Origin of the sequence: Kribbella sp. VKM Ac-2568 (assembly GCF_004345365.1) — a bacterium.
Taxonomy (GTDB): domain Bacteria; phylum Actinomycetota; class Actinomycetes; order Propionibacteriales; family Kribbellaceae; genus Kribbella; species Kribbella orskensis.
In genome coordinates, this window is sequence record NZ_SLVF01000010.1 from 143103 (window position 1) to 161538 (window position 18436).

The 18436-nt window shown below is 69.5% G+C and carries 15 protein-coding genes; 9 read left to right on the top strand and 6 right to left on the bottom strand.

The annotated features are described in order from the left end of the window. Positions 1-43: 43 nt before the first annotated feature. Genes EV648_RS28050 through EV648_RS28060 form a run of 3 tightly spaced genes read right to left on the bottom strand, consistent with a single transcriptional unit; the run spans position 44 to position 2497 of the window. Positions 44-970: a heme A synthase gene (locus tag EV648_RS28050; RefSeq protein WP_132298048.1), complete on the bottom strand. Its 927-nt coding sequence runs from the start codon at positions 968-970 to the stop codon at positions 44-46. A gap of 25 nt (positions 971-995) precedes the next feature. Then, positions 996-1775, bottom strand: coding sequence for an ABC transporter permease (locus EV648_RS28055; protein WP_132298050.1), 780 nt, complete (start codon positions 1773-1775; stop codon positions 996-998). After that, complete coding sequence (locus EV648_RS28060) at positions 1772-2497, bottom strand: ABC transporter ATP-binding protein (protein WP_241995648.1); 726 nt, start codon at positions 2495-2497, stop codon at positions 1772-1774. The genes EV648_RS28055 and EV648_RS28060 overlap by 4 nt, the downstream gene beginning before the upstream one ends. Before the next feature lie 127 nt (positions 2498-2624). Here EV648_RS28060 and EV648_RS28065 point away from each other — a divergent pair, with 127 nt between their 5' ends. The 9 genes from EV648_RS28065 to EV648_RS28105 all read left to right on the top strand — a co-directional run bounded on the left by EV648_RS28065 (position 2625) and on the right by EV648_RS28105 (position 9945). Further along, the gene (locus tag EV648_RS28065; RefSeq protein WP_370452745.1) at positions 2625-3350 is read left to right on the top strand and encodes a helix-turn-helix transcriptional regulator; all 726 of its coding nucleotides are present in this window, start codon (positions 2625-2627) and stop codon (positions 3348-3350) included. Next, positions 3347-4759, top strand: a complete 1413-nt coding sequence (sufB, locus tag EV648_RS28070; protein WP_132298052.1) for a Fe-S cluster assembly protein SufB — start codon at positions 3347-3349, stop codon at positions 4757-4759. Before EV648_RS28065 ends, sufB begins: the two co-directional genes overlap by 4 nt. Further along, on the top strand, positions 4759-5949 hold the full coding sequence (gene sufD, locus EV648_RS28075) for a Fe-S cluster assembly protein SufD (RefSeq protein ID WP_132298054.1): 1191 nt from the start codon (positions 4759-4761) through the stop codon (positions 5947-5949). The genes sufB and sufD overlap by 1 nt, the downstream gene beginning before the upstream one ends. Next, the gene (locus tag EV648_RS28080; protein WP_132191238.1) at positions 5949-6284 is read left to right on the top strand and encodes a non-heme iron oxygenase ferredoxin subunit; all 336 of its coding nucleotides are present in this window, start codon (positions 5949-5951) and stop codon (positions 6282-6284) included. The genes sufD and EV648_RS28080 overlap by 1 nt, the downstream gene beginning before the upstream one ends. Before the next feature lie 37 nt (positions 6285-6321). After that, positions 6322-7086 (top strand): Fe-S cluster assembly ATPase SufC, encoded by a 765-nt coding sequence (sufC, locus tag EV648_RS28085; RefSeq protein ID WP_132298056.1) that lies wholly within the window; start codon positions 6322-6324, stop codon positions 7084-7086. After that, positions 7083-8363, top strand: a complete 1281-nt coding sequence (locus tag EV648_RS28090) for a cysteine desulfurase (RefSeq protein WP_132298058.1) — start codon at positions 7083-7085, stop codon at positions 8361-8363. Before sufC ends, EV648_RS28090 begins: the two co-directional genes overlap by 4 nt. Before the next feature lie 6 nt (positions 8364-8369). After that, entirely contained in the window at positions 8370-8846 is a 477-nt protein-coding gene (gene sufU, locus EV648_RS28095; RefSeq protein WP_132298060.1) for a Fe-S cluster assembly sulfur transfer protein SufU, read from the top strand. Further along, positions 8839-9222 carry a metal-sulfur cluster assembly factor gene (locus EV648_RS28100; protein ID WP_132191234.1) on the top strand — a complete coding sequence of 128 codons (384 nt, stop codon included), beginning with the start codon at positions 8839-8841 and terminating at the stop codon, positions 9220-9222. The genes sufU and EV648_RS28100 overlap by 8 nt, the downstream gene beginning before the upstream one ends. Before the next feature lie 99 nt (positions 9223-9321). Next, positions 9322-9945 carry an acVLRF1 family peptidyl-tRNA hydrolase gene (locus tag EV648_RS28105; RefSeq protein ID WP_241995650.1) on the top strand — a complete coding sequence of 208 codons (624 nt, stop codon included), beginning with the start codon at positions 9322-9324 and terminating at the stop codon, positions 9943-9945. Positions 9946-9972: 27 nt separating this feature from the next. On the opposite strand, the gene EV648_RS28110 is transcribed toward EV648_RS28105, so the two are convergent. The 3 genes from EV648_RS28110 to EV648_RS28120 are packed head-to-tail and all read right to left on the bottom strand — an operon-like array spanning position 9973 to position 18238. Further along, positions 9973-10518, bottom strand: coding sequence for a hypothetical protein (locus EV648_RS28110; RefSeq protein ID WP_132298062.1), 546 nt, complete (start codon positions 10516-10518; stop codon positions 9973-9975). Beyond that, positions 10518-11048 carry a hypothetical protein gene (locus EV648_RS28115; protein ID WP_132298064.1) on the bottom strand — a complete coding sequence of 177 codons (531 nt, stop codon included), beginning with the start codon at positions 11046-11048 and terminating at the stop codon, positions 10518-10520. The genes EV648_RS28110 and EV648_RS28115 overlap by 1 nt, the downstream gene beginning before the upstream one ends. Next, positions 11045-18238 (bottom strand): hypothetical protein, encoded by a 7194-nt coding sequence (locus tag EV648_RS28120; RefSeq protein ID WP_132298066.1) that lies wholly within the window; start codon positions 18236-18238, stop codon positions 11045-11047. Before EV648_RS28120 ends, EV648_RS28115 begins: the two co-directional genes overlap by 4 nt. Between the last annotated feature and the right edge of the window lie 198 nt (positions 18239-18436).

The following is an 18436-nucleotide window of genomic DNA, read 5'->3' on the forward strand; positions in this document are numbered from 1 at the left end:
CGGAGCGTCCGGCTTTCTCACCGGGCCGGGCGCTCCGGGTCTTTCAGGTGGCCGGCGTGCCGCGTTCGCCGTACACGGCGGTGACCAGGGCGATCAGCACCGCGGCGAAGAACATGTGGATGAGCACCAGCACCCAGGGCAGCCCCGTGAAGTACTGCGTTAAGCCCACCGCGCCCTGCAGCAACTCCATCGCCAGCAGCCAGGCGGCGAGCTTCCGCAAGGTGCGGGAGGTCGCGGTGACCCGGGTGGCGATCACCAGCGCGATGGTGATGCCCAGCAGGCCGAACACGATGTCCGCGTGCAACTGGCTGATCACCGTCTCGTTCAGCCCGTTCCGCCCGGTCTCCGGATCGCCTGAGTGCGGACCGGAGCCGGTGACCAGCGTGCCGAGGGCAACAGTCAGCCAGACCGCGACCACGGCGGCGGTCGCCAGCGCCCGGACCACCGGAGGAGTGTGCGGGTACGGGCTCGTCCGCGACCGGCGCATCATCGACACGTTCAGCGTGATGATGATCGGTGACACCAGGAAATGCGCGGAGACGATCCATGGGTTCAGCCCGGTGAGCACGCTGATCCCGCCGATCACCGCCTGCAGCGGGATACCCAGCGCGGCGGCGGTCGCCAGCCGACGCAGGTCGGTCCGCTTCGGCCGGTACCGCATCACCACCAGCCAGGTGATGATCGCGATCACCGCGACCACGAAGCCGAGCAGCCGGTTGCCGAACTCGATCGCCCCGTGGATGCCGAGCGCGCTGTGCGGCACGTAGGAGGAGTCGGTGCACTGCGGCCAGGTCGGGCAGCCCAGCCCCGAGCCGGTCAGCCGGACCAGACCGCCGGTCACCACGATGCCGATGTTCGCCACCACCGAGGCCCAGCCCCAGCGGCGGACGACGTCCAGGCTCGGCTCTGGAACCAGTCGCCAGAATCCAGTGACGGGCTCGGTCTCGCGGGTCGGGCTCTCCAAGGTCACCGGCACACTCTAGAGAAGGGTCTGCTCAGTCCCAGCGGAAGGTCCGGGACACCAGGTATCCCAGGACCCCCGCCCAGAGCGTGAGGGACAAAGCGGCGGCCCATGGCACGACCCCTTCCAGGGTCGAGTTCGCCAGCCCGTTGGCCAGCGCGGCACTCGGCAGCAGCCGTACTACGCCCTGCATGCCCTCGGGATATTCCTCGACCGGCGTCAAGACCGCTCCGCCCACCAGGAGCAGCAGGTAAAGCAGGTTGGCCGCGGCCAGGGTCGCCTCGGCCCGTAGTACTCCGGCCATCAGCAGGCCGAGCGAGGCGAAGGCGGCGGTGCCGCACAGCACCATCAGGATCACGCCGAAGACAGCGGCAGCCCCACCGACCGGATTCCAGCCGAGGGCGAACCCGGCGCCGATCAGCACGGCCAGCTGGATGAGCTGGATCGCGAGCACCGAGCCGATCTTCCCGGCGAGCAAGCCGGTGCGGGACAGGGGAGAGGCGCCCAGTCGCTTGATCACGCCGTACCGCCGCTCGAAGCCGGTAGCGATCGCCAGCGAGGTGAACGAGCTCGACAACACGGCCAGCGCGAGCACGCGGGGGACCGCCAGGTCCACGGCAGGCCCGTCGCCGAGCGGGAGCCGATCACCCAAACCCGTGCCGCCGAGAAGGAACAGCAGGCCCAGGGGGATCACCAGTGCGAGCAGCAACTGCTCCCCGTTGCGGAGGAGCAGCCGGAACTCCATCACCGCGTGGGAGAGCACCTTCCGCGGCCAAGGAGCCGAGCCCGGCCGCGGGGCGTACGTAGTACTCATCTCTTCTCCCGGGCGGGCGGCGCGGTCAGCGCCAGGTAGACGTCCTCGAGCGACTTGGCGCCGTGCTCGGTCAGTACGTCGGGGCTGCCGGAGGCGATCACCTTGCCGGCGGACACCACGTGCACCTGGTCCGACAACTGCTCGGCCTCGTCCATCGCGTGGGTGGTGAGCACCACGGTGACCCCGTCGTCGCGCAGATCGCGGATCAACTGCCAGATCTCCCGGCGGCCGTGCGGGTCCAGCCCGGTGGTGGGCTCGTCCAGGAACGCGACCTCCGGACGGCCGACGATCGCCAGCGCCAGCGACAGCCGCTGCTTCTGCCCACCCGACAGCCTGCGGTACGGCGTCCGTCCGCAGGTGCCGAGGTCGAGCCGCTCGACCAGGGGAGCTAGTTCCAGCGGGTGCGAGTGGAGCGAGGCGACGTAGCGGAGCATCTCCAGGGCGCGGACGCCGGACCAGGCGCCGCCTTCCTGCAGCATCACCCCGATCCGGGGCATCAGCGCGTCGTGGTCCGCGATCGGGTCCAGCCCGAGCACCCGGACCTGGCCCGAGTCGGGCCGCCGGAACCCCTCGCAGGTCTCCACCGTGGTGGTCTTGCCTGCCCCGTTGGGGCCGAGCACGGACGTCACTGTTCCGCCGGTTACGGTGAGAGTGAGGCCGTCGACCGCGGTCTTCTCGCCGTACCGGACAACGAGGTTGTCGATCTCCACCGCGACTGGCACGTACAGAGTGTAGGAAACGCCCCGGCGTGACGCTCCTCACGGTCGCCCCTGGACTCAGGCGGGGGGCCGCGAAGCGGTTAGGGGAGCCTTATTTGAAGGGTCCGGGGAATTAGGTGACACTGATGTTGTGAAAACTCCTGCGCAGAGCAGCCCTGTGCCTTCGGGCACCGCTGTCGCGCGGGACGAGTCCACCCGGGACCGGGTCGCCCGCTCGATCCTGACCAACGGGCCGTCCAGCGCCGCGGTGCTGGCCGAGCGGCTCGAGCTCACGCCGGCGGCGGTCCGCCGGCACCTCGACCACCTGCTCGAAGAGGGCCTGGTCGAGAGCCGCGAGGAGCGCGTCTACGGCCCCCGCGGCCGTGGGCGTCCCGCCAAGGTCTTCGTGCTGACCGACACCGGCCGGCACGCGTTCCACCAGGCTTACGACGACCTGGCCGCCACGGCACTGCGCTTCATCGCGGAGGCCGGCGGCGACGACGCCGTCGTGGCGTTCGCCCGGCAACGGGTGGGCGAGCTGGAGAAGCGGTACCGGGCGCTGCTGGACCTGGCGCCCGAGGGCAAGGAGGCGGAGGTGCTCGCCCAGGCGCTGACCGCGGACGGTTACGCCGCCTCTACCCTGCAAGCCGGTGCCGGCGAGCAGTTGTGCCAGCACCACTGTCCGGTCGCGCACGTGGCCGAGCAGTTCCCCCAGTTGTGCGAGGCCGAGACCGAGGTGTTCTCGCGGTTGCTCGGCAAGCACGTCCAGAGACTGGCCACCATCGCCCACGGCGACGGTGTCTGCACGACGCACATTCCCGGCCCCCAGCCGGTTTCCCCTGTATCCGACAGCGAATCTGCGAGGACTGCACGATGACGCAAACCGCTCACCCTGAGCTCGAAGGGCTCGGCACGTACAAGTTCGGCTGGTCCGACAGTGACGCTGCCGGTTCCGTCGCGAAGCGCGGCCTCAGCACCGAGGTGGTGCGGGGCATCTCGACGCTGAAGAACGAGCCGGAGTGGATGCTGGACCTGCGGCTCAAGGGCCTGAAGCTCTTCGACCGCAAGCCGATGCCGTCGTGGGGCGCCGACCTGTCCGGGATCGACTTCGACAACATCAAGTACTTCGTCCGCTCCACCGAGAAGCAGGCGACCAGCTGGGACGAGCTGCCCGCGGACATCAAGAACACCTACGACAAGCTCGGCATCCCCGAGGCGGAGAAGCAGCGCCTGGTCGCCGGCGTCGCCGCGCAGTACGAGTCGGAGGTCGTCTACCACCAGATCCGCGAGGACCTGGAGGAGCAGGGCGTCATCTTCCTCGACACCGACACCGGCCTGAGGGAGCACCCGGAGCTCTTCCAGGAGTACTTCGGCTCCGTCATCCCGGTCGGCGACAACAAGTTCGCCGCGCTGAACACGGCGGTCTGGTCCGGCGGATCGTTCATCTACGTGCCCAAGGGCGTCAAGGTGGACATCCCGCTGCAGGCCTACTTCCGGATCAACACCGAGAACATGGGCCAGTTCGAGCGGACCCTGATCATCGTCGACGAGGATGCCTACGTGCACTACGTCGAGGGCTGTACCGCGCCGATCTACAAGTCGGACTCGCTGCACTCCGCCGTGGTCGAGATCATCGTGAAGAAGGGCGCTCGCTGCCGCTACACGACGATCCAGAACTGGTCGAACAACGTCTACAACCTGGTCACCAAGCGCGCCACCTGCGAGGAGGGCGCGACGATGGAGTGGATCGACGGCAACATCGGCTCCAAGGTGACGATGAAGTACCCGGCCGTCTACCTGATGGGCGAGCACGCCAAGGGCGAGACCCTGTCGGTCGCGTTCGCGGGCGAGGGCCAGCACCAGGACGCCGGCTCCAAGATGGTGCACAACGCGCCGTACACCTCCAGCTCGATCATCTCGAAGTCGGTCGCCCGTGGCGGCGGCCGGACGTCGTACCGGGGGCTCGTCGAGGTCGCGCCGGGCAGTCACCACAGCAAGTCCACGGTGCGCTGTGACGCGCTGCTGATCGACACGATCAGCCGTTCGGACACCTACCCGTACGTCGACGTCCGCGAGGACGACGTGGCGATGGGGCACGAGGCGACCGTGTCCAAGGTCAGCGATGACCAGCTCTTCTACCTGATGAGCCGGGGCATGGCCGAGGACGAGGCGATGGCGATGATCGTCCGCGGCTTCATCGAGCCGATCGCCCGCGAGCTCCCGATGGAGTACGCGCTGGAACTGAACCGACTCATCGAGCTGCAGATGGAAGGGGCCGTCGGCTGATGTCAGCCACCGAAACCCTGGTCGCCACCGGCAATCAGGGCCACTCTCACGGGCCAGGATCGCCGGTGCCGCTGCAGGCGCGGAACGAGCGCACCACGTCGTACGACGTGGCCGACTTCCCGGTGCCCAACGGGCGCGAGGAGGAGTGGCGCTTCACCCCGGTGAAGGCGCTCAAGGCCCTCTTCGCGGACGAGGCCGGCACCGAGACCGTCAAGCCCGATGTGCAGGCACCTGTCGGCGTCGTGGTCGAGACTGTGGCACCCGATGCGGTCAAGGCCGGCAAGCCGCAGGACCGGATCGCCGCGGTCGCGTGGAACCACGCTGAGAAGGCCACCGCGGTGCGGATCCCGGCCGAGGCCGAGCTGTCCGAAGCGATCCACGTGAACATCGCCGGGCTGGGCGGGCGCGGCTTCGGCCACCTGGTGATCGAGGCCGGCCGGCACAGCCGCGGCACGGTGATCGTCGACCACACCGGCGCCGGTGAGCTGGCCTCGAACGTCGAGATCGTCGTGGGCGACGGGGCCGAGCTGCGGGTCGTATCGATCCAGCAGGGCGATACCGACTCGATCCACGTGGCGCAGCACGACGCCGTGGTCGGTCGCGACGCGAAGCTGAACCACGTCGCCGTCACCCTCGGCGGCAAGGTCGTCCGGCTCTCCACCAACGTCCGGTACTCCGGGCCTGGCGGCGACGCGGAACTCCTCGGCGTGTACTTCGCCGAGTCGGGTCAGCACCACGAGAACCGGCTCTTCGTCGACCACGAGGCGATCAACTGCAAGAGCAACGTGCTCTACAAGGGCGCGCTGGCCGGTGACCACGCCCGCTCGGTGTGGATCGGCGACGTACTGATCCGCGCGGCGGCCGAGGGCACCAACACCTTCGAGCTGAACCGGAACCTGGTCCTGACCGATGGGGCACGGGCCGACTCGGTGCCGAACCTGGAGATCGAGACCGGCGAGATCGAGGGCGCCGGGCATGCCTCGGCGACCGGCCGGTTCGACGACGAACAGCTGTTCTACCTGCAGGCCCGCGGCATCCCCGAGGACGAGGCGCGGCGCCTGGTGGTGTCCGGCTTCTTCAACGACATCATCGGCAAGATCGGTGTCCCCGAGGTCGCCGAGCACCTGCACGAGGTGATCGAGCAGAAGCTGGCCAGGACAGCGGCCCTCACAGAGGCAACCAACGTCTGATGAGCGACAGTTTCGAGCGCGCCTGCGCACTGGCCGACGTACCGGACGAAGGCGTGATCGCGGCCGAGGTCGGCGGTGTGGAGGTGGCGATCGTGAAGAGCTGCGGGCAGGTCTTCGCGGTGCGGGACGAGTGCTCGCACGCCCAGATCCAGCTGTCCGAGGGCGACGTCGGCGACTGCGAGATCGAGTGCTGGCTGCACGGCTCCCGGTTCGACCTGCGCACGGGCGTGCCGACCAGCCTGCCCGCGTACGACCCGGTCCCGGTCTACCCGGTGCGCCTCGATGGTGACGACGTGCTCGTCGACGTCAAGAACCCCCTGAACAGTGCTAATTAGAACTTCCTGATCAACCAGACGGAGATAGAAGAACCTCATGGCGACACTCGAGATCCACGACCTGCACGTGTCGGTCGACACCGAGAACGGCCCCAAGGAGATCCTGCGCGGCGTCGACCTGACCATCGCCGGTGGTCAGACGCACGCGATCATGGGCCCGAACGGTTCCGGCAAGTCCACGCTGGCTTACTCGATCGCCGGCCACCCGAAGTACAACGTCACCAGCGGTTCGGTGACGCTGGACGGCGAGGACGTGCTCGACATGAAGGTCGACGAGCGCGCCCGGGCCGGCCTGTTCCTGGCCATGCAGTACCCGGTCGAGGTGCCCGGCGTGTCCGTGTCGAACTTCCTCCGCACCGCCAAGACCGCGATCGACGGCGAGGCGCCGAAGCTGCGCACCTGGGTGAAGGACGTCAACAAGGCGCTGTCCGACCTGGACATGGACCCCGACTTCGGCACCCGGAACGTGAACGAGGGCTTCTCCGGTGGTGAGAAGAAGCGGCACGAGATCGTCCAGCTGGAGTTGCTCGACCCGAAGATCGCGATCCTCGACGAGACCGACTCCGGCCTCGACATCGACGCGCTGAAGATCGTCTCCACCGGCGTCAACCGGTTCGCGGAGAAGGGTGACAAGGGTGTTCTGCTGATCACCCACTACACCCGGATCCTGCGCTACATCAAGCCGGACTTCGTGCACGTGTTCGTCGACGGCCGGGTCGCCGAAGAAGGCGGTCACGAGCTCGCCGACGAGTTGGAGGACAACGGCTACGAGCGCTTCCTGAAGACAGGCGCGAAGGCATGACCGGCGCCCGGACCTTCAGCAGTCCCCTGCAGCCTTCTTTCGAGAGTCCGTTGGACTGGCACACGGTCCGGGCGGACTTCCCCATCCTGTCGCGTGAACTCTCAGGCGGTTACCCGCTGATCTACCTGGACTCGGCCAACTCGTCGCAGAAGCCGCGCCAGGTGGTGCAGGCGATCGAGGAGCACTACCTCATCCACAACGCCAACGTGGCACGCGCGATGCACCAGCTCGGCGCGGAGGCGACTGCTGCGTACGAGGGCGGCCGGGACAAGGTCGCGGCCTTCATCGGCGCGCCGAACCGGGACGAGATCGTCTTCACCAAGAACGCCTCCGAGGCGCTCAACCTGGCCGCGCACACGCTCGGCGCTGCACTGAAGCCGGGGGACGAGGTGCTCATCACGGAGATGGAGCACCACAGCAACATCGTCCCGTGGCAGCTCGCCTGTGAGCGCACCGGCGCGACGCTGCGCTGGTTCGGTGTCACCGACGAGGGCCGGCTCGACCTGAGCAACATCGAGGAGCTCATCAACGAGCACACCAAGGTCGTCTCACTGACCTGGGTCTCGAACGCGCTCGGCACGATCAACCCGATCACCGACATCGCGGCCAAGGCGCACGCCGTCGGCGCGACCGTCGTGGTCGACGCCTCGCAGGCGGTGCCGCAGTTCCCGGTCGACGTGTCGACGCTGGGCGCGGACCTGCTGGCGTTCACCGGGCACAAGGCTGTCGGCCCGACCGGCATCGGCGTGCTCTGGGGCCGGTACGAACTGCTCGCTCAGCTGCCGCCGTTCCTTGGCGGAGGAGAGATGATCGAGGTCGTGCGGATGACCGGTTCGACCTACGCGCCGCCGCCGGCCCGCTTCGAGGCCGGGACGCCGCCGATCGCCCAGGCGGTCGGACTCGGTGCGGCGCTGGACTACCTGGCCGGCATCGGGATGGACAAGATCGCGGCGCACGAGCAGGCCATCACGGCCTACGCGCTGGAGGGCCTGAAGACCGTGCCGGGGCTGACCATCCTCGGTCCGACCGAAGCCGTCGAGCGGGGCGGCGCCGTCAGCTTCGAGCTGGACGGGGTGCACCCGCACGACGTGGCGACCGTGCTGGACACGCGCGGGATCGCAGTACGGGCCGGGCATCACTGTGCGCGGCCGGTGCACGAGCGGTTCGGCGTACAGTCCTCGACACGGGCGTCGTTCTACCTGTACACGACGCCCGAGGAGATCGACGCGCTCGTCGACGGCCTGGGCTGCGTCCGTTCATTCTTCAAGGTGGCTTGACGTCTTATGCAGCTGGACTCGCTGTACCAGGAGATCATCCTGGATCACTACCGCACCCCGCACCACGCGGGGCTGGCGGACCCGTACGACGTGGAGGTGCACCACGTGAACCCGTCCTGCGGGGACGAGGTCACCCTTCGCGTGGAGCTCGACGGCGACACCGTGACCGGCGTGACGCACCAGAGCGTCGGCTGCTCGATCAGCCAGGCGGCCACCTCGGTGATGAGCGACCTGGTGATCGGCAAGCCGGTCGCCGAGGGCATGGCGACGTACGAGAAGTTCCTGGAACTGATGCAGGGCCGGGGGAATGTCGAACCGGACGAAGAGGTTCTGGAAGACGGCGTCGCCTTCGCGGGTGTCGCGCAGTTCCCGGCTCGGGTGAAGTGCGCCCTGCTGGGGTGGTCGGCCTGGCGCGATGCCACCGCCCAAGCGCTGGCCAAGGCTGAGACATCGGCGAAGAAAGAAGGAGTGAGCAATGTCTGACCAGACCGAAGAGAAGATCGAGCTGCCCGAGGTCGACCTCGAAGCGGCCGCCAAGCCGGCTGGTTCGACGGTTGCCGTCGAGGACGTCACCGAGGCGCTGAAGGATGTCGTCGACCCCGAGCTCGGCATCAACGTGGTGGACCTGGGCCTGATCTACGGCGTGACCGTGGACGACACCACCACCGCGATCATCGACATGACGCTGACGTCGGCGGCCTGCCCGCTGACCGACGTGATCGAGGACCAGACCCGGATGGCGCTGGACGGCCTGGTGAACGACTTCCGGATCAACTGGGTCTGGATGCCGCCGTGGGGCCCGGAGAAGATCACCGACGACGGTCGTGACCAGCTCCGCGCGCTGGGGTTCAACGTTTAGGTTCCAGCGACTGCGGCAACTGGTGTTGTGATAGCCCGGGTCAGGTGGCCCGGGCTTTCGCATGCCCGCTGTGGTGCGGTGGTGGGTTAGCGTCGGCAGGTGACCCGAATCGTCTCCGTCGCCCCCGCCCGGCTCGAACGCTGGCTGGCCGGCTTCACCGAGCGCCACGGCGTCACCTCGTACGACGTGACGCCGTCGCGGCTGACCGCCGCCGCGGAGGACGGCTCGCGCGCCGACATCGACGTACCGTTCGGGCCGCTCGAAGACCTCACCCCCGCAGGCCTGGTCGCGCACGTGCTGGCCGACCGCCGCCTGGGGCTTCTTCTGGTACGTCGGGGAGGCTACGGCGCGGGTGTGTTCGAAGGCTCCGCGCTGGTGGCCTCCAAGGTCGGCTCGCGCCACGTCCAGGGGACTACCAAGGCCGGCGGCTGGTCGCAGCAGCGGTTTGCGCGCCGCCGGGACAACCAGGCCCGCGAGGCGTTCGCCGCGGCCACTGAGGTCGCCGTACGGATCCTCGCGCCGGCGCGGCTCGACGTACTGGTGTGCGGGGGAGACCGCAAGGCGATCGACACCGTGCTCGAGGACCCACGGCTGAAGGAACTCCTGCCGCTGGTCCGGCCACCCTTCCTGGGGGTGGCCGACCCCAAGCAGAAGGTGCTCGAGCAGGCCGGCGTGGACGCCCGCGCGGTGCGGATCCAACTGACCGACCCGCCGGAGCAGTAGGCCAGACGGGTCAGTAGGCCGGGCGGCTCAGCTCTCGCCGTGGAGCGCGCGGAAGGCGTCCAGTTGTTCGCCATAGAACTCGCGGTCCTCGGTCAGCTTCGCCCGGGTGAACAGCTGCGCGTCCTGCTGCTGGGTCCGGATCCCGAGCTCGGTCCAGAAGCCTTCGTCCGGCACCACGTCGGCGCCCTCGGGCAGGAACTTCAGCGCCTCGTCCATCGCGTCCCGGGCGAACTCCCAGTTGAGCTCCACCTTCTGGCGGTTCTGTCCGGGCTGCCCCGTGTACTCGAGGTCCGCGTCGAGCGCCCGCCGCGCCCAGACCGAGGCGAGCTGTACCCAGGCGCCGGCGTCCAGCAGCAGCGAGTTGCCCAGGCCGAACCGTACGCCGACCCGCCGGGCCTCTTCCTCGGTCCGCTTCAGGACCTCGAGCTCGCCGGCTCCCGAGCTGACCGTCCAGGCATCATCGCCCTCGGTCACCGTGAGCGCCGACGGCTCAGTGGCGTCAGGTGCATCGTCCGCGGCGGCCAGCACGCTCAGGTAGATCTCCGCCTCGGCCAGGGTCCTTGCGGTCAGCATCAATTCGCTCCTGTGTCCCGGTAGCTGTCTCTGACGACGAGCAGTCGCTCCAACCGGAACCTACCGGGTTCGGCGTCCCGGACGTCACGGCCCTCGTCGGTCCAGAACGCGTCGTCGGGCACCGTGAGCGTGCCGGACGGGATGAACTTGACCACTTCCTCGACGGCCGCCCGGGCGATGCTCAGCACGTAGGCCGCCTCAGCCTGATCGTCCGGCACCGAACCGGCCGCGCCGTCGGCGACCTGCATCCACTGTCCGGCGTCGAGCAGCTCTGACGGTTCCGGTCCGCCGAAGTTCGGGAACGGCGCGAAGGTCTCGCGCTCCGGCATGCCGAACAGGTACTCGCGCTCCGCCTCGCAGCCCGGGCAGACGCCGGAGTAGCTGATCACCAGCTCGCCGTCCTCGTCCGTCAGGCCCTGCTCCCACGCAGTCTCGGTCGAGCCGCAGTCCGGGCAGGGATGGAGCTCGAGGTAGAGCACCGCCTCGTCATCGGTCCGCGCGATGGCGTACTTCGGGTCGTACTCGCTCACTGAACCGCCAATCCACTGCCGGTCTTCGCCGTGGCGGCGCGTGCGATCGGTTGCCTGGCGCCGTCGCCGGCCTGGGGCCCGGTGGTCTGGCGGCCCGGCCGGGAGTGGTCCAGGTCCGTCAGGGTCGAGGCCGGGATGCCCTTGTCCTCCAGGGCTTTCACCACGGTGCCGGAGAAGCGGCCGTTGTGGTTGCCCTCGGCGTACAGCTTACGCAGGTTGACCTTGCCCTCGGACAGCAGCGCCAGCTGCGGGTGCAGGGTCGCGAAGGCCCGGGCGAATCCGTCCTCGGCGCCGTTGGTCCTGCCGGTCATCGTGCCGTTCGGCATCGCGCGGTACGTCTCCTCGTCGCCGTTCTCGCGGTGCATGGTCAGCGCGACCACGACGCCTTCCTTGCGGGCCTGGGCGAGTGCCTCGACCATCGGCCGGTACGGTTGGCGAACCTCGCGGCCCTGGTCGTCGGTGGTCAGCTCGTGGCCGGTGACGCGTACCTCCTGCGACTTCTTGGTGGCCGCCGCGAGTCTGGCCGGGTCCCAGCCCTCGAAGGGCGGCAGTCCCGCCTCCTGCCGCGCCTGGATCTCCTGGAACTCGTGCCGGAACATGCTCAGCGTGGCGATGCCGGTGGCCGCCCGGGGGATCGACTTCTCCTGGTCGACCTTCGGCTGGTTGTGCCGGTCGAACTTCATCCGCCGGACGTCGACGTGGAAGTCGACCAGCACCTCGACGATCACCTCGTTGCCGGACTCGGCCACGCTGGTCTCGTCGCGGTTGCCGGCGGTGTCGGAGTCCTTCGCCGTCACCTGATCGCCGGTGGACATGCCCACCTTGATGTCGGAGTTGGCCTCTTTGCCGCCGATGGTCCGGCTCGTCGGCAGTACTTCGGTGCTCTCCGTCGCGGTCTGGGTCTGGTCCTGCTCACGGGCGATCTTGCCCTGCTGGAAACGCTTGTCCGGGTCGTGCAGCAGTCTCAGCCCGGACACCTCGGCGCGGATCCGCATCGACACCGCCCGCGACCCGTGGCCCGGCACCGGAAGGGGTGGCGTCCAGGGACTGCCCGCGCCGTCCGAACGCTCGAAGGCGGCTCGCCGCGACGCCGCCGACAGCTGCTTGCGGATCGACGGCTTGTGCAGCTCGACCCCGGCCGCGGTGAGGAACTTCCGGTCGGCCAGCCCGGCGCAGGCGCTCTTGACCAGCACGTCCTGATCCTTCAGGTCCTTGTCCTCCAAGGCCTTCTGGACGTCGATCCGCTCGCCGTCCTGCAGTAGCTCGATGCCGCGCAGGAGGTAGGTGTTCGGCAGGGTCACCGGGCGGTGGTCCCGGGCGATGTCCGGGACCGGCGGCGGATTGATATCCGCCGTCGGGACCAGCAGGGTCAGCGTGCCGGTCGCCTCCCGGCGGTGCGGCGGTTGCTTGTCCTTCTCCTGGTTCCGCACCCGGTCCGTGGCCCGCTGCACGATGCCCTTGGTCGCGTCGCCCTCCGCGGGCAGTTCGTCCACATCGATGATCAGCCGTACCTTCCGCTGGACCCGCGTGGTGTCCTCCCACAGGGCGCGGCTCATCGCGGTGTTCTGGCTGACGCTGGTGCCGGTCGTCGAGGTGGTGAGCTCGGTGTTCAGGCCCAGCGAGCCCGTTCCGGCGTCCGTCAGGTCGCCTCCGAGATTGCCGCTGTACCCGACGGTCGTGGTGTTGCTGCGGCCTTCTTCGATGTAGTCGTAGCCCTGGATGATGTTGAAGGCGTTCTCGGTCTGCTTCTTCTCGGCCGGCTCCTGCCCGTCCGGCGTCGGCTCAGTGGCCTGCTCAGGGGCCGCCTTCGCCGCTGCCTTCGCCGGCGCATCCGGATCGGCGTCGATCGTCGGCGGGCCCTCGTAGACGAGCCGCGCCCGGACCCGCAGGTTCCGCGCGGTGGCCACGGCCGGCGTACCGGGGGCGTTCAGCGGTTGCGCGGCGAACGGGTAGTCCATCGTGAACCCAGCCGGGTCGAGGAGTTCGTCCATGTGCCCGCGATACCGCAGGTCGGCCAGCTCACTGCGCAGGGCGGCGGTGACGGCCGGGTCCTGGAGGGCATCGGGAACGCGCTCGCCGATCGCGGCCAGCACCTCGCGGTGCGGGTCGGTCTCGTTGCCCTCGCTGTCCACGAACTCGTGCTCGTCGACCACGGCGGCGCCCATGGTCGTGTCGTAGTGCTGGTGCGTGGTGACCTCGGTGCGGCGGGCCGTCACCGTCTCGGCGTCGGCCGCGACCTGGTCGAACTTGGCCGGCGTGGAGGCGGGCTTGTCCAGCGCCGCGGTCTCCCGCAGCTTGGCCATCAGCCGCTCGTCGGTGTGCGACACCGCGAGCTCGCCGGTCGCCCCGACCTTCTCGGCCTGGTAGCGCCGCAGCATCATCACCGCCGTACTGCGGTCCAGGCTGAGGTTGCCGTCTAGCAGCCGCTCGGTGGCGTCGGTCACCTTCGACAGCGGCAGGTCCAGCTTCTTCTGGCCGTACAGCTTGAGGGCGTCGCGCTCCGGCATCGTCATCAGGATCGCGCCGTTGTCCAGCTCGACCTTCTCCGGCTCGGCCAGCCCGGCGGCCTTGATCTCCGCGTCCAGGATCAGGTCGCCGACGAACTGGTAGTGCTGCCCGTCCTTGATGTTCAGCCGCTCGACGCCGTTGATGGCGGTCTGGGTGCTCGAGGACGAGCGGCTCCCGGATCGGCTGAGGCCGGCCGAGCCGTTCCAGCCGTCACCGTCTGCCTCGGCCATCCCGCTGCCGCCGCCGATGCCGGCGCTGTTGCCGGTCGAGCTGGAGGCGGTGAAGCTGGAGCTGCCGAGCGTCAGGTTGATGTCGCCGATCACCGGGTGGCCGCTGCCGACGTACCGGAGGTTCTCGACCCGGGCCCGCAGGCTCACGCTCGCCTGCCGCGGCGCGAGGCCGCGCTGGGCAATCGCCTCCGTCAGGTTGGACGGCGAGCCGCTGACGGCGAACCTGGTCCCGTACTCCGAGGTGAGCATCTCGCGGTGCGCGCTCAAATTCCGTACCGACATGAACGCGGCGAGGTGGTGCAGCGCGGCGGAGTCGGCGCGGGCCGCGGCCGGCAGGGCCGCGGTGAGCCGGCTCACCGCGTTGCCGGTGTCGAGGTGCTGCCAGGTGGTGGTCTGCAGCAGCGCGGGATTCACCCGGCCGGCGATCGCCACGCCCTGTTCCTCGCCGCGGTCGCAGAACTCGCTGTCGATCGTCAGCCGGGAGCTGCCCTCGACCTCGACGATCGGGTCGGAGTCGCGGTCGGCGTGGATCTCGCGGACAGTGATCGTGTGCGGGACCTCGAAGTCCGCGAGCGGCGCGGTGCTCTCGGTCAGGGTCACACCGTTGACGGTGCTGCCGCTAGCCCAGCCGAAGTACCGGCCGAGCGCCGACCGGCCGTAGCTCGGACCGACGTCGGGCGTGCTGCCCGCGTGGCCCTGGCCGGGCTTGTTGCTGAACCCGAACCGGGCCGACCAGGGGAGGCCTTTCGACCGGCCGCGCGACCGGACGGTCGTGTTCGAGCCGATGTGCAGGTTCGTCGCGGTCTGGGACTTGTTGATTCCGAGCAGCCGGTGCCGCTTGGTGTGCTGGGTGATGTCGACCCGGTAGCTGCGCTCCTGCGGCGGGCGGCCGGTGTGGTGCTTGGTCAGCGCGAACACGATGCCGCCCTGGGCAGCCTGGTCGTACCCGGTCTCGAGCCGGTGCCGGGACAGGTGCTGGCCGACCCGTTCGAGGTTCTTCAACTGACTCGCGACGAGCGCCGGATCCTTGCCGACGAGCTCGCTCATCCGCGGCCGGAACTTGGCGTCCAGCGGCGGCACCATGCCCTCGTCGCTGAGGTGCCGGACGAACGCCTTGAAAGCCGGGTCGGCACCCTTGAAGTCCTGGACCAGCGCCGGTCCCGCGCCGCGGAGCTGGCCCGGGCCGGAGCCCATCCAGGTCGGCAGGCCGATCTTCTCCGTGGTGGGCTGCGCGTCGCCCCGGAGCAGGACCCGGCCGTCCATCCCGGTCTGCGGCTGTCCGTCCGGACCACGGACCAGCGCCTTCTCGGGCACCGGCAGGCCGTACCGGAAGGCGTCGTTCTCGGGTAGGCGCAGGACGGCGTCCCCCTCGCCCTCGACCGGGAAGGACTCGTCCTTGTCGATCTTGTGGATGGTGAGCTTGTGGACCAGCCGGATCTTCATCCCGACGGTCTGCTCGGTCCGCTGCACGCTGGGGTGGATCGCCACGTCGCTGGTGCTGAGGCTGTCCTTGCGGGACACGCTGCGCCCGGCCTTGACGTTGGGCCCGAAGTCCCACTGGCTCGAGCCGAGGTCCTGCGTCGCCGTACCGGGGTAGCCGACGTTGGCCGAGAACGAGCCGGAGCTGCCGAACGACTGGCTGCCGGAGGCGCCGGAGAAGCCGACCCGGAGCCGCTCGATCTTGTGCTCGGCCGAGCTGTCGCTGAGCAGCTCGGCGGACTCCGTCACCACCGTGGTCTCGAGCTGGGCATAGGCGACCGGCCGGCCCTGGTGGGTGATCAGCCGGCCGATGCCACCCGGCCGGGTCGCTTCGTCGAGTCGGCTCGGCCCGTCCTCCATCACCAGCCCTCGGAGTTGATCGTGCCCGACCCGGTCCAGGCCGCCGAGTCTCGCGCGCAGACCGGCGACCGCCTTGTCGGACAGGTCGTTGAGGCCGTCGACCCGGGACACGACGTACTCCGGGAGCCGCTCCTCCCGCTTGTCGGTGACGCCGGACGTGTCGAGCCGAACGGTGTCCTTCGGCGGCGGCACGGTGTACGAGTGGCCGATGCCGATCTCGAGCCGGTCGTTGTCGTGCAGCTCACCGGAGTCGACGACGCGAGGGTCGGACCACTCCTCGATGGCCGACGTCCGCATCTGCACGGACCAGCTCGGGGTGTCCGACCGGTACCGCAGGATCTCCCCGTTGAGCACCTCCACGCCACCGCCTAGCCCGTACTCCGTGGCGGTGCCAGACACCGAGTGACTCTGCCCGACGGCGAACTCCAGCCCGGGCGAGACGACCTGCGAGACGGCCTTCAGCGCGCTCGAGTCGGGCAGCACGGCGGTCGCCGTCTTGAGGCTCGCGCCTCCGCTGTAGCCGACGGTCTCCGTGGCCGTGGTCGAGAGGTTGTAGCCGCCCTGGTCGATCTGACCGAGCTGACCCTCGTCGAAGTCGACCGGCGAGTCCAGCACCTCCCGCAGTTCGCCAGGCTTCAGGCGGAGCTTGAACTGGGTGAGCTCGGAAGCGTCCGCACGGGCGTCGTTGCCGACAGTCAGCACGACGCCGTCCGGGGACAGCAGCCCGCGGGTCTCGGCCCGGAGCCGGCGGTGCAGGACCTCAGGGGTGAAGAGGTTCGGGTTGCCCTGGGCGATCAGCGGCTTGTTGAGCTCCTCGGTCAGCGCGGTGAGGTGAGGGAGCCGGCCCGACGTCAATGCAGTCTGCAGGACGTCGGGCGACGGCAGGGTCGCCTTGACGCCCTCGCTGTACGCCTTGACGCGCTCGCCGGCCGTCTGGGCGAGTGCGGCCACGTCCGGGCCTGGCTGCTCGCCAGTCGCCTCCAGCTCGTCGAGTCGAGTCAGCAGAGCCTGGTACGCCCCTTGAGCTTCGTTGGCCTGCTTCGCAGCAGCCTCGCAGCTCTCGGCGATGATCGTGTGGCGCCCGGCCTTGACGGTGGCCAGGTCCGCCGTCACCCGCAGCTTGCGCCCTCGCTCGGGCGCCGCGGAGTCCTTGCGGCCCTCTTCGGTCTCGGCCTCCTCGATTGTCTTCGTCGCCAGCTCTGAGGCGGCTGTCGCACTCGTCCGTCGCGCACCGGCCCGCTCTTCGAGGTCGGCTGCTGCCTTCTGGAGCCCTTCCAGCTGCGCGACGACCTGCCCGCGCAGATGCGCCGGGGTGTTCGCTGCGACCGGCGACGCGGTCGGCTCAGGTGCCATGACGTGGCGAGCCTCCGGCGTCCACGGGAACGCCGGAACGGGCTGTCGCTTCTTCTGCAGCGCCGCGGACAATCCGTGCAGGTCCTGCTCGATCTCGGCTGTCCGCTGCGCGTCCGGAGTGGGGTTGAGCTGCTCCTCCCGCCAGTTCCGGCTCAGCATCCGCCACTCGTCGTACTGCGCTGTGGTGGCGTCGCCGCGGCCGCGGATGGTGTCGAAGGCCGACCTGAACCGCCCGACGAGGTTCTTCGGAGCCGCCTCGCCTGCCTCGACCTTCAGCAGGGTGCGGCTGACCTGGTTGGTCCAGACCCGGGCCAACTGGGCGTCCGCGAGGCGCGGGGAGAGTTGGATGACGTGCGGGTCGGACATGCTGCCCGCGCGGAGTGTCGTCTGCGCCAGCAGGCCCTTCGGCGGTTCGGCCACCCGTACCCGGAAGTGTTGCGCTCCGTGGTTCGCGGTGGTGACCACTCCGACCTGCGGACGGCCGACGACCTGCATGGGTGCGACCAGTCCGCCGGAGATGTCACCCGGCTGGACGCGGAGGAGCCCGGCGAGTGCCTCGGGCTCGCTGAGGTTCTGCTCGGTTGCGGCTCGGCCGCCGGCGACCAGGCCGGCTGCGGCCGGAGTACCGACTGTGTGCTGGCCCTTCGCCCTGTGCTTGCCGCCGACAACCTTGCGGTGGCGGCGCCGTACCGGAGTGGCGGCGGCGCGGTTGAGGTGGGTGAGGACCTGCGCCTCGCGCTCGATCTCAACCGCGGCCAGCCGGGTGGTGGCTACCAGTGGCGGCCGCTGCTGAGCCCGCTCGGCGGCACGCTCAGTCGCCAGGCGCCGAGCCGCGGAGGCGGTGGTGAGCTCGTTGCCCTCGAGCACTCCGCGCAGCATCGTCTGCGCCTCGGCTTGCGTCTGCGCCGGCAACTCCGGTACGTCGAGCAGCCGGTCCAGCGCGACGGTGGCGCCGTCGACGGGGGAGTTGCCGCCGCGGGCCTCGTCGATCTCGGCACCGAGCAGCGCGACCGCTTCGGCCAGCAGACGCTCGTCGGCCAGTTGCTGCGACGAGGGCTCCGACAGCCGCGTGTCCAGCCGCTCCATCGCCTCGCGGGAGAGCATGTCGCCACGGGAGTTGGTCAGCCGGACCCGGCCGTCCGCCAGGGCCAGGGCGTCCGGCGCGACGACGCCGAGCGCGACATCCAGAACAGCCCGCGCCCGCGCCTGCGCGCGAGCAGCAACCGCCGGATCCACGGCGGGTTCTACCGGCGTACTCACTCGCCGCGCCCTGGGTGAGCCGCCATCGCACGGCTCACCATCGCCCGGCTCGGCAGGCCCTGAGGCGTACGGCCCCAGGCGTTGGGGGCTGAGTCGTCTTGTTCGGCAACCGGCTGCCCTCGATCCTCATCCGATCAGTCTGACGGCATTGTGACCGCAAAGTAACGTTCTGGGTTCCATTGGGCAACCAACTAACGA